This window comes from Microbacterium sp. Y-01, assembly GCF_003856715.1.
Taxonomy (GTDB): domain Bacteria; phylum Actinomycetota; class Actinomycetes; order Actinomycetales; family Microbacteriaceae; genus Microbacterium; species Microbacterium algeriense.
Genome location: NZ_CP024170.1, coordinates 3,565,966 through 3,581,195 on the forward strand (window position 1 = coordinate 3,565,966; position 15,230 = coordinate 3,581,195).

The 15,230-nt window shown below is 69.7% G+C and carries 10 protein-coding genes; 6 read left to right on the plus strand and 4 right to left on the minus strand.

Features of this window, described 5'->3' with window-relative positions; translation table 11 throughout:
- Positions 1-4: 4 nt before the first annotated feature.
- Positions 5-1,237: a glycosyltransferase gene (locus tag CSX12_RS17155; RefSeq protein WP_124896594.1), complete on the minus strand. Its 1,233-nt coding sequence runs from the start codon at positions 1,235-1,237 to the stop codon at positions 5-7.
- 126 nt (positions 1,238-1,363) lie between these two features.
- Here CSX12_RS17155 and CSX12_RS17160 point away from each other — a divergent pair, with 126 nt between their 5' ends.
- Positions 1,364-1,951: a hypothetical protein gene (locus tag CSX12_RS17160; RefSeq protein WP_017203472.1), complete on the plus strand. Its 588-nt coding sequence runs from the start codon at positions 1,364-1,366 to the stop codon at positions 1,949-1,951.
- Positions 1,952-2,039: 88 nt separating this feature from the next.
- Here the strand turns inward: CSX12_RS17160 and CSX12_RS17165 are convergent, their stop codons facing one another.
- On the minus strand, positions 2,040-5,033 hold the full coding sequence (locus CSX12_RS17165) for a glycoside hydrolase family 38 C-terminal domain-containing protein (protein WP_124896595.1): 2,994 nt from the start codon (positions 5,031-5,033) through the stop codon (positions 2,040-2,042).
- Between the two features lie 131 nt (positions 5,034-5,164).
- Here CSX12_RS17165 and CSX12_RS17170 point away from each other — a divergent pair, with 131 nt between their 5' ends.
- Positions 5,165-6,190 carry a LacI family DNA-binding transcriptional regulator gene (locus CSX12_RS17170; protein WP_017203474.1) on the plus strand — a complete coding sequence of 342 codons (1,026 nt, stop codon included), beginning with the start codon at positions 5,165-5,167 and terminating at the stop codon, positions 6,188-6,190.
- Between the two features lie 93 nt (positions 6,191-6,283).
- On the opposite strand, the gene CSX12_RS17175 is transcribed toward CSX12_RS17170, so the two are convergent.
- On the minus strand, positions 6,284-7,594 hold the full coding sequence (locus CSX12_RS17175; RefSeq protein WP_124896596.1) for a glycosyl hydrolase: 1,311 nt from the start codon (positions 7,592-7,594) through the stop codon (positions 6,284-6,286).
- A gap of 215 nt (positions 7,595-7,809) precedes the next feature.
- Between CSX12_RS17175 and CSX12_RS17180 the strand changes: the two genes are divergently transcribed.
- Genes CSX12_RS17180 through CSX12_RS17195 form a run of 4 tightly spaced genes read left to right on the plus strand, consistent with a single transcriptional unit; the run spans position 7,810 to position 14,191 of the window.
- Entirely contained in the window at positions 7,810-9,111 is a 1,302-nt protein-coding gene (locus tag CSX12_RS17180) for an extracellular solute-binding protein (protein ID WP_017203476.1), read from the plus strand.
- Positions 9,112-9,114: 3 nt separating this feature from the next.
- Positions 9,115-10,041, plus strand: coding sequence for a sugar ABC transporter permease (locus CSX12_RS17185; RefSeq protein WP_017203477.1), 927 nt, complete (start codon positions 9,115-9,117; stop codon positions 10,039-10,041).
- On the plus strand, positions 10,038-10,976 hold the full coding sequence (locus CSX12_RS17190; RefSeq protein WP_017203478.1) for a carbohydrate ABC transporter permease: 939 nt from the start codon (positions 10,038-10,040) through the stop codon (positions 10,974-10,976). Before CSX12_RS17185 ends, CSX12_RS17190 begins: the two co-directional genes overlap by 4 nt.
- Positions 10,973-14,191, plus strand: coding sequence for a GH92 family glycosyl hydrolase (locus CSX12_RS17195; protein ID WP_124896597.1), 3,219 nt, complete (start codon positions 10,973-10,975; stop codon positions 14,189-14,191). Before CSX12_RS17190 ends, CSX12_RS17195 begins: the two co-directional genes overlap by 4 nt.
- A gap of 1 nt (position 14,192) precedes the next feature.
- Here CSX12_RS17195 and CSX12_RS17200 read toward each other — a convergent pair whose 3' ends face one another.
- Positions 14,193-15,128, minus strand: coding sequence for an endo-beta-N-acetylglucosaminidase H (locus CSX12_RS17200; protein ID WP_164479597.1), 936 nt, complete (start codon positions 15,126-15,128; stop codon positions 14,193-14,195).
- Between the last annotated feature and the right edge of the window lie 102 nt (positions 15,129-15,230).

Sequence of the window (15,230 nt, forward strand, 5' to 3'; positions counted from 1 at the left end):
CTCGCTACTCGGGCAGCGGCTCGTCGCGGTACAGCGCCTCGAAGGTGTCGAGGGTGCGGTTGATGTCGTGGATCACGACGCCGTCGAGCGACGCCTGCTGCATCCGCTCGTACTCGGCGGGCTCGGCGGTGAGCACGTCGGTCAGGCGGGCCGCGAGCTCGTCGACGTTCCCCGGCTCGAACAGGTAGCCGTTCTCGCCGTCGTGCACGAGGTGCGGAAGGGCGACGGCGTCGGCCGCGACGACCGGGAGGGCCGAGGCCATGGCCTCCATGGTCGCGATCGACTGCAGTTCCGCGATCGACGCGATCACGAACAGGCTCGCGCGGGACAGCAGCGCCCGCAGCTCCTCGTCGGGGATGCGCCCGTGGAACGTGACGCGATCGCCGAGGCCCAGCTGCTCGGCGAGGTGCTCCAGCTGCTTGCGCTGATCGCCGCCGCCGACGATGTCGAAAGTCGTCTCCAGCGCCGGGTCGAGCTTCGTCATGGCCTTGAGGATGACCTCGACCTGCTTCTCGGCGGTCAGGCGTCCGACGAAGACGATGCGGTTCTTCTCGCGCGGCCCCATGACGGGGGTGTACTGCGTGCGGTCGATACCGCAGCTGACCGGGATGACCCCCTTCACCTCGACCGTGTTCTCGAGGAAGTCGGCGGCACGACGCGTGGGGGTGGTGATGGCGCGCGTGAGATCGAAGGTGCGCTTCGCGTCCGCCCAGGCGAACTTCAGCACGAGGTCGTCGATGAACTTCGGCATGGTGGTGTGATCGAGGATGTTCTCGGCCATGACGTGATTCGTGGCGATCACCGGGATGCCTCGTTCGCGCGCGATGCGCGAGAGACCGCGGCCGATCACGATGTGCGACTGGATGTGCACGATGTCGGGCTGCACCTGGTCGAGGACCTTGCGGGCGTAGTGCTTGGAGCGCCACGGCCACACGAAACGCAGCCAGTCGTGTGGGGGCCAGCGGACGGAGGGCAGGCGATGCAGCGTCATCGGCTCTCCCTCGATCACCTCGGTGCGCGGGGTCGTGCGACGGTAGGCCTGGTTCGGGGCGACGACGTGCACGTCGTGCCCTCGCTGGACGAGGCCGGCGGCGAGACGCTCGGCGAACCGCGCGGCGCCGTTGATGTCGGGAGCGAACGTGTCGCAGCCGATCAGGATCGTGAGCGGGCGGTGCGCGGATTCGGCGGCGGGGCCGCTCGACGGATCGATCGGATCGTCGGAGGAGGTCACAGACATGCTGCCTTACGATGTGGCGGCCAAGGAGAAGCCCTGGTCGGGCCCACGCAACTCTACCCGAGGGGCCCGCTCGCCCGGCTGAGGCATACCGGGGTATCGCTCAGCAGCAGCCGTTACCGTTGAGCCATGCGACTGACTGCCGACGCCGATCCCCAGCTGTGGATTCCCGTGACGGACTCGCTCGGGTGGAAGGGCCGCCGGCACCGCAAGGCCGCGATCCGGATGCTGCTGGGGCAGGTCAATGCGGCCGTGGGCGCGACGGAGCGCCCCGGCTCGAAGTTCGGAGCGTGGGCGATGAGCCAGGCGGCGCCGATGCTGATGAAGCGGGCAGACGGCCGGGTGCTGGTGTGGACGTGGAAGGCCGAGCCCGAGCTCGTCGTGGCGATGGCGACCGCTCAGGTGCTGACGCCGGATGTGCGCATCGCGCGCGCCTCGATGCCGATGGACTACGACGACACCGAGTCGTTCCCGACCCGGCTCGGGGTGGGCGAGAAGCTGCTCGTGCCGATGCCGCCGTCCCCCGCGTCCCCGCCCTTCGCGACCTACACCTGGGACACCGGCACGCACCTGATCACGCTGACGGCCGTGTGCAGCGACAAGGAGCGGTTCGGCACCCTCATCGGCGCGCTCGACGACCTCGCGCGCAGCATCCGCATCGCCGACGACCTGACCGGCGGAGAGTCCCCCGACGTGCTGCGCCTGCCGCCCGCCTGACACGCGAGATCAGGCACACACGCGGGATCAGGCACTTTCGCGGGCATTCCGCCTGATCCTGCGTGTCCGCCTGATCCCACGCGGGGCCTCAGCGTGCGATGCGGAGGGTGCGCACCTCGAACGGACGCAGTCGCAGCTCGCCGCCGGTGCGCGCGTCGTCGATGTCGTCCTCGATCAGGCTCACCTCGCGCACCTCGCGGTGGTCGAAGCCGACTGACACCTCGCCGACCGCACGACGCCCGAGCGCCTCGTACACGCGCACGATCACGTCGCCCGAGCCGTCGTCGGCGAGCTTCACGGCGGAGACGACGATCCCCTCGCCCGACACCTCCACGAGCGGCTCGACCTCGCGCGCCCCGCGGATCACCGTGGGCAGGCTGTTGATGCGGATGCCCTCAGCCGTGGCGATCGCGGCGTCGGCGCCGATGACGAAGCCGACCTCGATCTCGTGGGGCCCGTGATCCGTGTCCGGGTCGGGGAAGCGCGGCGCCCGCAGCAGCGAGAGCCGCACGGTCGTGGTGACCCCGTCCTCGCCGACCTCGCGCGTCGTGTCGTACCCGTAAATCGAGTCGTTCACGAGGGCCGCACCGAAGTCCTGCTCGCGCACCAGCACGAAGCGGTGCATCGAGGTCTCGAACTTCGCCGCCTCCCAGCTGGTGTTGGTGTGGGTGACGCGCGCCTGGTAGCCGAACTGCGTCTCGGCCTCGGTGTGCGACGCCTGGATGTCGAGCGGGAACGCGAGCTTGAGCAGCTTCTCGGTCTCGTGCCAGTCGACCTCGTTGCGCAGCAGCACGGTGCGCGAGTCGGGCGCGAGAAGGATCGTCTGCGAGATCGTCGACTCCGAGAACGGACGGACGACCACGATCTGCGCGACGCCGTTCACGAGCGACGCCTCGATCGATGAGACCGCGGTGAGGTCATCGACGCTGTTGCGGTAGTACCGGTCGATGTCCCACGCGTCCCACATGTTCGGGAAGTCCTGGTGCAGCTGGAACAGGTTCGCGGCCTTGCCGGGCGCGACCGTCTCCCGCCCTGTGGCCTTGTCGACGGCGGAGACGATCAGACCCTCGCCCGAGACGAGCACCGACACGAGCTCGTTCTCCAGGCGCCATCCGCCGTCTTCTTCTTGCAGCGACACCGAGGTCGCACGGGACTCAGGGACCCACGAGGCGCCGAGCGCGCGCGCCCGACCGACCGAGGTCGGCTCGAACAGCAGCTCGCGGTCGCCCTCACCGGCGAGCGACCGGCGCGCGGCGTCGGCGATGTCTCGCGCATCCGACAGCACGTCGGACAGCACGGCGACGGCCTCGCGGTGCACCCATGCGATCGAGGTGCCGGGCAGGATGTCGTGGAACTCGTGCAGCAGCACGGCCTGCCACAGCCGGTCGAGCTCGGCCTGCGGGTACGCGGCGCCGGTGCGCACGGCGTCGGTCGCGGCCCACAGCTCCGCCTCCACCAGCGCGTGCTCGGCCCAGCGGTGGAGGGCCTTGGTGGCGTGCTGGCTGGTGAGCGTGCCGCGGTGCAGCTCGAGGTAGAGCTCGCCGACCCACACGGCCGGGTTCGGCAGCTCGGCCTTGGCCGCGTCGAAGAACACGTCGGGGTGCTCCCACACCACCTGCGCGCTGCCCTCGAGGTCACGCAGCCGCTCGGCCTTGCCCGTCATCTCCCGCGTCGTGCCGCCGCCGCCGTCGCCCCAGCCGACCGGAGCGATCGACCGCGAGCTGAGGCGGTTCTCCTTGAACTGTCGAGAGGCCTTCGCCACCTCCATGCCACTCAGCTGCGAGTTGTAGGTGTCCATCGACGGGAAGTGCGTGAACACCTGCGAACCGTCGATGCCCTCCCAGAGGAAGGAGTGGTGCGGGAAGACGTTCTGCTGGTTCCACGAGATCTTCTGCGTGAAGAACCACTCGAATCCGGCGCGGCGCATCAGCTGAGGAAGGGCCGGCGAGTAGCCGAAGCTGTCCGGCAGCCACACGCCCTTCGAGCGGATGCCGAACTCGCGCTCGAAGAACCGCTGCCCGTGCGAGAACTGCCGCACGAGCGACTCGCCCGTCGGCATCACGGTGTCGGACTCCACCCACATGCCGCCCAGGGGCAGGAAGCGCCCCGCGGCGACTGCGGCCTTGACCCGCTCCCACACCTCGGGGCGGTGCTCCTTGATCCAGGCGTACTGCTGCGCGCTGGACATGCCGTACTGGAAGTCGGGCTGCTCCTCGATGAGCGTGGTCATGGACGAGGTCGTGCGTGCGACCTTGCGGATCGTCTCGCGCACCGGCCACAGCCAGGCGGAGTCGATGTGCGCGTGGCCGACGGCCGAGATCCGGTGCGCACTCGCTTCGGCCGGAGCGGCGAGCACGTCCGCGAGCCGGGCCCGCGCGTCGCCGGCGGTCTCCACGATGTGCTGCAGGTCGAGCACGTCGAGCGCGTCGTCCATCGCCTGCAGGATGCGCATGCGGCGCGGCGACGTCGCGGGGAGCTCGGCCTGCAGCTCGAACAGCACCTCGAGGTCGAGGGACAGGTCGAACACCTCCGGCTCGAACACCGCGAGGTCGAGCCGCCGCAGCCGGTACAGCGGCTCCTTCGAGGAGGTGAGGATGTCGCCCTCCTGCGTCGGCAGGAAGGGGTGGTAGTCGAGGAGGACGGGGTTGGATGCGCCCTCCAGGTAGAGCTCGACGTGCTCGTCACCCGCGGCGGCCTCGGCGATCGGCACCCACTGGTTGCGGGGGTTGATGCTCTTGATCGGCGTGCCGTCCGGACGGTAGGCGAGGGCCTCGCACTGGAAGCCCGTCATGTTCACGTCGAAGCCGAGGTCGATGAGCGCCTCGACGCGGCGGCCGGCCCAGTCCGCGGGCACCCGACCGGTGAGCTTGAACCACGTGGTGCCCCAGGCCGGGCCCCACAGCTCGCCGACGGCGGCGGGCTGGAAGTCGAATCCTCGTCCGTCCGCGGGCGCGATCGGCTCGCCGGGGAGCTGGTGGGCGGCGACATCCAGCGGCACGGACGCCGAGTGGATCGCGGGGCGGACGCGCTCTTCGAGGACCCGCTTGACGCGGCCGACGGTGAGCGAGGTGTCGTCATGCATGGGCTGGTTCTCCGGGCTCGGCGATGAGTGCTGGTTCGCGGCGCCGCGACGTGCGGGGCGTCGGTCGATGCTATCGGATTTACTAAAGCGATCTAGTCGAAGTCTAAACCGATCAAGTAGGGTGAGGGACTATGAGTCCGGCGAAGCGCGTCACGATCGCCGATATCGCGCGCATGGCCGGGGTCTCCCCCGGCGCCGTCTCCTTCGCCCTGAACGGCCGCCCCGGGGTCAGCGAGGAGACCAGGCAGCGCATCCTCTCGATCGTCGAGGAGAACGGCTGGCAGCCGAGCTCCGCCGCGCGCGCCCTGGTCGGCGCCCGCGCCAACACGGTCGGCTTCGCGCTCGCCCGCCCCGCGCGATCCCTCGGATCCGAGGCGTTCTTCACCGATCTGATCGCCGGCATCGAGTCGCGGCTGTCGGAGAGCAAGGTCAGCCTGCAGCTGCGCCTGGTGAGCGACATCGCCGAGGAGATGGAGGTGCACCGCCAGTGGCGCTCCTCCAACCAGGTCGACGGCATCATCCTGATCGACCCGCGCGACGACGACCCCCGCGGCGACCGCATCACCGCCCTGGACGCACGCGCCGTGATGATCGGCTCGAAGCCCTCCCCGGACGGCGCCGTGCCGAGCGTGTGGATCGGCGACGACGCGGTGGCCGAGACCCTGTTCTCTTACCTCGCCGCCCTCGGCCACACCCGCATCGCCTACGTCGCCGGCCCCGCCGAGCTCGAGCACACCCGCCTCCGCGCCGAGGTGCTGGAGCGCATGGCCGCCGACGGCATCCACGGGGAGATCATCACGACCGACTTCTCGCCCGGACGCGCATCGGCGGTGACCCGCACTCTGCTGTCGGGGCGACAGCGTCCGACCGCGATCGTCTACGACAACGACGTGATGGCGGTCGCCGGTCTCCGCGTCGCGCAGGAGATGGGCCGGCACGTGCCCCGCGACGTCTCGCTCGCATCGTTCGACGACTCCGTGATCGCCGGTCTGATCAACCCGTCGATCACGGCCATGACCCGCGACACGTTCGAACTGGGCGAGACGGCGGCCACGCTCCTGCTGCGCCAGATCGAGGCGGGGACGACACTGCCCAGCGTCGAGGGTCCGACCCCCGTGCTCACGGCGCGCGAGAGCACCGCGCCCCCCACCCGCTGAGCCCCCGGCATCCCGCCGACACCCCGGGCTAGAAGCGCAGACACCCCGGGGCGTGGACGCGACCCCGGGGTCTCGGCGGAGGAGAAAGCCGAGTCAGGGAGTGACGACCGTGTTGACGGAGCCGTAGGGGTCGACCGTGCTCGCCGACAGATCGGGACGGATGAGACGGCGGATGCCGCGCGCCTCGAGCGCGGCGGGATCCCCCGCGTCGCGGGAGGTCACCAGGGCGGGATCGTCGCCCGCTGCACACGCGTCCACCCAGGCCTGGAAGACGGCGCCACCGGGGCTCAGGGCGGCGCGGCTCAGCGGCACCTCGCGCTCGTCGACGTCCACCACGATCGCCGTGTCGCGCACGGGCGGCGCGACGCGGTGGCGCAGCTCAGGGATCAGCTCGGCGAGACGGCGGCCGATGGGCTTGGCCGCACCGTCCTGCCCGATCAGTCCGAGGGAGTACTCCAGCTCGGGGAAGTCCGCCAGGTCGCGGCTCACGTCGTGCGAGCACCACCAGGTGATGCCCCACAGGTTCTCGGTGCGCGCGGCCGAGCGCACCGTCGCCTCCAGGAAGCCGGGCATCTCGTCCTCATCGAGGCAGTTCGACGGCGCGCCCACCTCCTGCAGCCAGACCGCACGGGCCGGGTCGGTCGCGAAGGCGCGGGACAGCTCGATCAGGTACTCGGCATGCCGGTCGGACGCCACGGAGCGACCGCCGTAGCGCTGGGCCGTGCCGTTGAAGATCCAGGAGTGGATCGTGGTCATCGCGCCGAGCCGTGACGCATGCGCCGGCGTGAAGCCGTGCCCGTCCATGTACCAGACGGCGTCGTATTCGCTATGCACGTGAGGCAGTCCCGGAGCCGAGGATTCCGCCGCCGAGAGCAGCGTCGAGATCCACGCTCCGGCCTCGTCCTGCGTGACCGGCCAGGGCGAGGGGTGGGTGTGCGCGGAGAACTGGTTCGTCTCGTTGCCGAGCGTCAGGCCCAGGAAGTTCGGCGCGTCGCGCAGCGCCTTTCCGAGCCCTTCGACGAGCGCGACCTGCCCCTGCAGTGCCTTGTCGTCGGTGAACATGTTCTTGTCGTGCCACGTGTACAGCCACGACGGCACGAAGTCGAAGCTGGAGAGGTGCCCCTGGATCACGTCGATGCTCGCGTCCAGCCCGAACTCTCTCGCGATGTCGACCACGGCGCGCACGTCGTCGACGGCCTTGGCGCGGATCAGGGTGCGGTTCGGCTGCAGGACCGTCCACAGCGGGAACACGCGCACGTGGTCGAGTCCGAGCTCGGCGAGGGCGGCGAAGTCGCGGCGCACGTCGTCGAGATCGAGGTCGAGCCAGGAGTGCATCCAGTCCTTCGACGGCGTGTAGTTCGCCCCGAATCTCAGGGGAGCATCGAGAGCGCCGCGCTGCGTCATGTGTTCTGACCTTTCGGACGGTGGCCTCCGGCGAGGACATGTCGCACCACTATAACGCTTGAGCAACGAACCGCACACCGCCCTGCCTCGCCGAGGCGTCCATACCGTCGAGCGCACCTTGACAGGGAGAGGATCGGATGGTTTCATCTGCTAAAGCGTTGTAGTCCCCTGGTGTGGACGGCACGCGGATTCGCCCGCCTCGAGGAAGAAGCACGATGAAAGTTCGCACACGCATTGTCGCCCTGGCAGCATTCAGCATCGGCGTTCTGGCGCTGACGAGTTGCACAGGGGGCGGCGGATCCACCGCCGAGTCCGGGCCCATCGACACCTCCGGCGAGCTGAGCGGATCGATCCAGTTCCAGACCTGGTCCCTCAAGAACGAGAAGTTCACCCCCTACTTCGAAGACCTCATCGACGCGTTCGAGAAGGAGCACCCCGACGTCACGGTCGAGTGGCTCGACCAGCCGGGCGACGGCTACCAGGACAAGATCCTGAGCCAGGCGAACGCCGACACCCTTCCCGACGTGCTGAACCTCCCGCCGGACATCGCCTATCCCCTGGTCGCCGCGGGCAAGCTGGTCGACATCGAGACCGCCGACCCCGACCTGAAGTCTGTCTACAACGCCGGAGCCTGGGACTCGTACAGCCAGTACCCCGGCGTGGAGGGCACGTACGGCCTCCCCTGGTACCTCTCCAGCGACGCCTCGTGGTGGAACCTGGCCCAGCTCGCCCCCTACGGCGTCACCGAGGACACCCTCCCCACGACCGTCGACGAGCTCCTCGACCTCGCGAAGAGGGTCGCCACCGAATCGGGCGGCAAGGTGCAGCTGCTCTCCTCGATCCCCGCCCTCGACACGTTCACGGCCGCCGGCATGGAGGTCATCGACGACGAGGGCGAGTTCGACTTCAACACCGACGAGGCCGCCGAGATCATCCAGGCGTACGCCGACGCGTACGCGGCCGGGGCGATGCCGGCGGAAGCCCTCACCGGCGACTACGGCGGGAACGCCGAGGCATACATCCAGGAGAAGGTCGCCTTCACGACCGGCGGCACCGGCTTCACGACCGACCTCCAGAAGGACGCGCCCGCCCTGTTGGAGAACACCGTGGCCACCCCGCGTCTCGGCATCGCGCCGCTGTACGTGCAGGGCCTGAACGTGTCGGCCGATTCGGACAACAAGGAAGCTGCGCTGGCCTTCGCCGAGTTCGTCACGAACGAGGAGAACCAGGTCGCGTTCTCCTCGCTGGCCGTCGGCACCGCTCCCGGCACCGCCGCCGGCGGCGACGAGGTCGTCGACAGCATCGCCTCCTCCGTCACCGACGAGAAGCAGCTGGCCGCGATCGACACCGTGTTCGGCGCGATGAAGGACGCCAAGGCGCTGCCGTTCCAGTGGACCTCCGACATGGCCACCTACATGACGCAGCAGATCGCGCTCGCCATCAACGGCGAGGCGGACGCGAAGACCCAGCTCGACAAGATCGTCGAGTACGCCAACGCCAACCGCGTGGACCAGTAAGCCATGAGCGCGAACACCGGCATCCGGAGCAGACGGACCACCATGAGATCGCACAAGTGGTTCACCCCGTGGGTGCTCATCGCCCCCGCCGTCGTCTGGGTGCTGGTGTTCGCGCTCTGGCCGTTCCTCAACACGGTCTTCCTGAGCTTCACCGACGCTCGTCCGCTGCGCACGCCCGGATTCGTCGGCGGCGCCAACTACGAGCGCATGTTCGGCGATGAGATGTTCTGGAACGCGCTCACGACCTGCCTCATCTACGTCGTCGTGTGCGTCCCGCTGCTGACGATCCTGCCGCTGCTGCTGGCCCTCCTGGTGCAGAAGAAGCTGCCGGGCATCTCGTTCTTCCGCACGACGTTCTACTTCCCCGTGATCGCCTCGGTCGTCGTGGTCGCCCTCATCTGGACCTGGCTGTTCGACAGCCGCGGCATCATCAACCAGACGCTCGAGTTCCTGGGACTGATCGACCAGCCGATGGCGTTCCTCGTCGACCGCTGGCTGCTGCTGGGCTGCGCGATCCTGCTCACCGTGTGGAAGGGTCTCGGGTACTACATGGTCGTGTACCTGGCGGCGCTCGGGAACGTGGGCAAGGAGCTGCACGAGGCGGCCATGCTCGACGGCGCCGGCTCCTTCCGCCGCTTCCTGTCCGTCACGATCCCCTCGGTCCGCGGGGCGATGCTCCTCATCTCCGTGCTCATCGCCGTGTCCGCCATGCGCGTGTTCGCCGAGCTCGACGTGCTGTCCAAGAGCACGGGAGGCCCGGGCGGCTACGACATGTCGCTCGTGATGCTGATCCGCCAGGTCGGCTCCGGCCTGAACGGCAACATCGGATACGCGTCCGCGATCAGCGTGGCGCTGTTCCTCCTCACCCTCATCCCGCTCGCCGCGATCGCCTTCATGAATCGCGAGAAGAAGGCGAAGGCTCCCGCATGAGCACCATCACCCCGCCTCGAACCGACGACGACGCCCGCCCCGCCGAGGAGCGGCCCGCGTCGCCCGCGCGCGAACGGATCTTCCGCCGCCGCGGGTCCGGCGATTTCAGCAAGCCGACCCTCGGCGGACTGATCGGCCGCTACGCCCTCCTGGTCCTCGTCCTGTTCCTCGTGATCGGCCCGTTCATCTGGCAGCTGTCGACGTCGTTCAAGGGCCCCCAGGAGAACATCTACTCCTTCCCGCCCGAGCTCATCCCCCGTGAGCCGACCCTGCAGAACTACGCTCGCGTCGCCGACATCGTCCCCGTGTACCTCTACGCGTGGCACTCGCTGCTCGTCTCGGTCGGCACCGTGATCAGCAACGTGGTCCTGGCCACGTTCGCCGGTTACGCGCTCGGGTGCATGCGCTTCCGCGGCAAGTGGATCGTGATGGGGATCCTGCTGTCGACCCTGCTGTTCCCCGGCGAGGTCACGGTCACGAGCAACTTCCTCACGATCCGGTCGCTCGGACTGGCCGACACCCTGTGGGGCGTGTTCCTCCCCGGCGCCATCAGCGCGATGAACGTGCTGCTGATCGCGACGGCGTGCCGGATGATCCCCAAGGACGTGCTGGATGCCGCCACCGTGGACGGCGCGACGACGTGGCAGCGCATCCGGCACATCGTGTGGCCGAACATCCGAGGCATGGTGTCGGTGGTCGCGATCTTCGCCTTCATCGGCGCGTGGGACGACTACCTGTGGCCGCTGATCGTGCTCTCCGACCCCGCGAAGTATACGCTGACCGTGGGCATGGCGTACCTCAACAGCAGCTTTTCCGTCGATCCGCGACTCATCGCCGCCGGCACGATGATCGCCCTCGTGCCGATCGTGATCATGTTCTCCTTCACGCAGCGCTTCTTCTTCAAGGGCGTGCAGGAGGGGGCGATCAAGGGGTGACCGCCGCGCACCTCGCCCCGGCGGACGGACCAGCGGATCCCCCGTCGTCCCGTCCGCGCGCCGGCGTGCTCGCCGGACCCGTCTTCGCCTTCGCGTTCGACCCCGGCCTCGGCGAGCAGCGGGTGGTCGTCCCGGAGTTGGCGGACATCGTCGTCACGAGCGAGACAGTGGTGCACTGGGCCTTCTACGCCGACGGACCAGCGGCGACGCGCGCCCCACATGCCGCACTCGCCGTGGCGGTCGACGTGCGGCTCTCCGACGGCACGCGACTGAGCGATCACGCCGCCGTCCGCGACCGCTACGACTTCCCGATCGACGCCGAAGCGCAGTTCGCCGCCCGGTGGTCGTTCCCCGAGCAGTGGAACGCGGACACCGTGTCGCTCGCACCGCTGGGCCCCGACCGTCGCGGAGCCGTCGAGCTCGTGCTCGGCACCGCATCCCTCGCCGCAGCATCCGGAGTCCCCGCCCGTGCGACCGGGTACGTGCAGGTCCTCGTCGAGGAGTGCCCCGCGCCCGCGGCCATCCCGCCCGTCGAGCGGGTGGACACCCGACGCGGCAGCCACTCCGGACCCCGTTTCTCACGCGGCAACACGATCCCGGCGGTGGCGGTGCCGCACGGTTTCACGTTCCTCACCCCGGCCACGGATGCCGCGGACGCGCGCTGGCCGTACCGCCCCTTCGTGCACGACGATCCGCAGGGACGCCGTCTGGAGGCGCTGCAGTTCTCGCATCAGCCGAGCCCCTGGATCGGAGACCGTTCCGTCCTTCAGCTCATGCCCTTCCGCGGGGCAGCGACGTCGAACCGCACCGCGCGACGACGCTGGATCCGCGCGGGGTCGGAGCGTGCTCGACCGCACGAGTACGCGGTCGAGCTCGACGGGGGTCTGCACGCCGAGCTGACCGCGACCTCGCATGCCGCGGCCTTCCGCGTGCGCGCCGACGACCCGGAGGCGGTGGTCGGCTTCGTGATCGACCAGCTCACGGATGAGGGGCGCCTCATCCTCAGCGGAACCGGCGAGGTCGAGGGCTGGATCCCGGAGGGGCAGGAGGAGTGGGGCAACGCGCCCCGGTGCTACTTCGCGGGGAGGGTGACGCCGTCCGTGTCCGGCGATCGCCGGGCGCAGGCCATGCTCGACGACGACGGTCGGGGCCGTGTCGCCGGGTTCGTGTCCGGGCGCGGTGCGCTCGAGGTGCGCATCGCCGTGTCGTTCTTGTCGGTCGAGCAGGCGCGGCGGAGCCTCGACCTCGAGGTGCCCGTCTCGATGTCGTACGAGCAGCTGCGCGACGAGGCCGCAGCGGCGTGGGACCGTCTGCTCGGTCGCATCACGATCCCTCCGCTCCCGGCCGCAGCCGCCCCCTTCCGAGCGCTCGCCGACCAGGAGAGCCGTTCCCGGATCGCTGCCGCGCTGCATCGCATGCATCTGTATCCGAACACCGCCGCCGAGAACGCCGGGACCGCAGAGGCGCCGATGCGGCGGTTCGCCGACGTCTTCGCCCCACGGGAACCCTTCGGCGAACAGGCCACGAGCGCGCCCGTCGCCGAGGGCGACCTGGTGGTGAACAACGGCTACTGGGACACCTACCGCACGGAGTGGCCGGCCCTCGCCCTGCTCGATCCCGTCCTCGCGGGGCGGCTGCTCGACGGGCAGCTCGCACAGTCCTGCCGGGGCGGATGGATGGCCCGGTGGAGCGCTCCGGGGTACGTCGACAGCATGGTCGGCACGTCGAGCGACCAGATCTTCGCCGACGCTGCCCGGTGGGGGGTCGCCTTCGACCGGGTGGCCGCCTTCGAGAGCGGCTGGCGCAACGCCTGCGAGCCGGGACCGGACGCCCGGAGAGGCCGCAAGGGCATCGCCCGCGGGCGCTTCACGGGATACATCTCCTCGGAGGTGCCGGAGGGCATGAGCTGGAGTCTCGAGAACGCGGTGAGCGATGCCGCTCTCGCCCGCTTCGCCCGCCTGCTCGCCGACGCCCCCGCCTCCGGATCCGCCACCGCCCGCTACCGGGCCTTCGCCCGCTACTTCGCGAACCGGTCCCGCTCGTATCGCCAGCTGTACGACCCCGCCTCCGGGTTCTTCCGCGGCCGTGATGCGACAGGCGGCAGGGACGCGGACTTCGATCCGCGGGTGTGGGGCGGCGACAACGTGGAGACCAACGCCTGGGGGATGTCGGTCAGCCCGGTGCACGACGGCGTCGGGCTCGCCGATCTCCACGGTGGCCCCGAGGGTCTCGGCCGCCACCTGGACGCCCTGTTCGCCGAGCCGGAGACGGCCGACGAGCGATTCGGCGGCGCGTACGGCACCGTCATCCACGAGCAGCGTGAGGCGCGCGCCCTGCGCTCCGGGATGTGCGCGATCTCGAACCAGCCGGCGCATCACATCCCGTTCATGTATGCGTTCAGCGATCGTCCGTGGCGCGCGGCGGGCATCGTGCACGAGCTCGCCGGGCGCCTGTTCGCCGGGGCGCACATCGGCCAGGGGTTCCCCGGAGACGAGGACAACGGCGAGATGAGCGCGTGGTGGCTGTGGGCCGCGCTCGGGCTCTATCCTCTGGAACTGGCCTCGGGGAGGCTGCGGATCGGGTCGCCGCTGTTCGACGACGTCTGCGTGGACCGCGGGGACGGCTCGTCGCTGCGGATCCGTTCGCGGCGCAGCACCCCGCACGCGCACATCCTGCAGGAGGCGCGACTGAACGACGCACCGCTGCCCACCGCCGACCTTCCGATCGATGCGCTGAAGAAGCACGCGGTGCTGGAGCTCGTCTTCGGGACGGATCCGGCCCTGGCATTGAAGACCGGGGGCGCGACCGGGACGGTGGAGCCCTGGCACTCCGACCTCACACGCGGAGACGGCCACGTCATCGCCTCTCCCGCCGTGCGCCACGTCGGTCGGCTGGTCGACGACGGCGACCCGGACGGGGACGACGGGGTCCGCGTGTCACGAGGCGAGTGGGTGGGCTGGCGGTTTGCGGAGCCCCGCGGACTCACCGACCTCGCGGTCACGGCGGTGCGCTCGGTCGGCTCGAGCGCTCTGCGCTGGGAGATCGAAGGCGCCGACGGACGGTGGCTGCCCGTTCCGACGACGCACACGGAGGAGCTGCCGCCCGATCGCACGACACCGTTCGCGCTGCACTCGCGGGTCGTGACCTCGGCCGTCCGCGTGCGGGCGGCGACCGAGGTCACGCTCCGTCAGGTGGAGCTCTTCGACCTGGGCTGACTCAGTTCGTCGGAGCCGCCCGGTACTGCGTCGCCTCGCCCTTCAGCGCCTGGGTGATGCCGGAGAGGTACGCGGACTGGTCGGTCGCGGTGAGGTTGTACGCGACGTAGACGCCGTAGCCGTCGGCCACGGTGCGCCGGGCGAAGTCGGCCGCGGTCGAGGCGCTCGTGTTGGCGAGGTCGATCGCCGCTGCGCCGAGGCGCGCACGGTCGTCGAGGCCGGGCACGGTGGGCGCATCGTAGGTCGGATAGTAGGGGTTCCAGGCGTAGTCGATCGCGCTCGCGACGTCGAACCGGCTGAAGTCGGTCGTGGTGTAGGACGGACCGATCGCGTACAGGCTGATGATCTTGTCCGGGCCGAGGCGATCACGCAGGGCGGTGACGAGCCATCCGAAGGACTCGGAGTTGGGCTGCGGCGTGCCGTTCGCGCCGTAGTCCGTCCACTCGTCGTCGAAGTCGATGCCGTCCAGACCGTAGGTCGTCACCGCGTCGGCGAGCTGGGCAGCGAAGGCATCCGCTTGAGCGAAGGACGTAAAGTTCGCGAACCCCGCGCCCTGATGGTTGCCGAGCACGGACAGCAGGACCTTGGTGCCGCCGGCCTGGACCGGGCGGATCTGGTTCTCCGCGTCCTGCAGCGTCTGCGTCACGCGCTCATTGAAGTACAGGTACGCCTTCTGTCCGTCGTAGTTGATGTTGGCGGCGAAGATCATCGCCAGGTCGACGGCGGGCCGGCCGGACTCCGCGAGCGTGTAATCCGCAACGTTCGCTAAATCGTTCGAGTTGACCTCGACGTAGACGGCCAGCTTCGGCTCCCCCTCCTCCGTCTGGGCACTGGCGGCAGCGGTCCCCGTGAGGGCGCCAGCCGCCGCGAGCGTCAGCGCGGCTGCGGCGGCGGCAGCTCGGCGCAGGCGGTGGATCCCGGTGTTCGGCTGAGTCATGACAGATCGTCTCCTTCGGCGTCGGTGTCCAGAACAGGCCACGGCGGCGTGACCTGCGGCGACTATATCGCTTAAGTGAAGCGGTCGGAAGAGAGGGAGGAG

Coding starts and splice junctions, on each gene's coding strand:
- CSX12_RS17155 (WP_124896594.1), bottom strand. CDS start 1,237: ATGTCTGTGACCTCCTCCGACGATCCGATCGATCCGTCGAGCGGCCCC.
- CSX12_RS17160 (WP_017203472.1), top strand. CDS start 1,364: ATGCGACTGACTGCCGACGCCGATCCCCAGCTGTGGATTCCCGTGACG.
- CSX12_RS17165 (WP_124896595.1), bottom strand. CDS start 5,033: ATGCATGACGACACCTCGCTCACCGTCGGCCGCGTCAAGCGGGTCCTC.
- CSX12_RS17170 (WP_017203474.1), top strand. CDS start 5,165: ATGAGTCCGGCGAAGCGCGTCACGATCGCCGATATCGCGCGCATGGCC.
- CSX12_RS17175 (WP_124896596.1), bottom strand. CDS start 7,594: ATGACGCAGCGCGGCGCTCTCGATGCTCCCCTGAGATTCGGGGCGAAC.
- CSX12_RS17180 (WP_017203476.1), top strand. CDS start 7,810: ATGAAAGTTCGCACACGCATTGTCGCCCTGGCAGCATTCAGCATCGGC.
- CSX12_RS17185 (WP_017203477.1), top strand. CDS start 9,115: ATGAGCGCGAACACCGGCATCCGGAGCAGACGGACCACCATGAGATCG.
- CSX12_RS17190 (WP_017203478.1), top strand. CDS start 10,038: ATGAGCACCATCACCCCGCCTCGAACCGACGACGACGCCCGCCCCGCC.
- CSX12_RS17200 (WP_164479597.1), bottom strand. CDS start 15,128: ATGACTCAGCCGAACACCGGGATCCACCGCCTGCGCCGAGCTGCCGCC.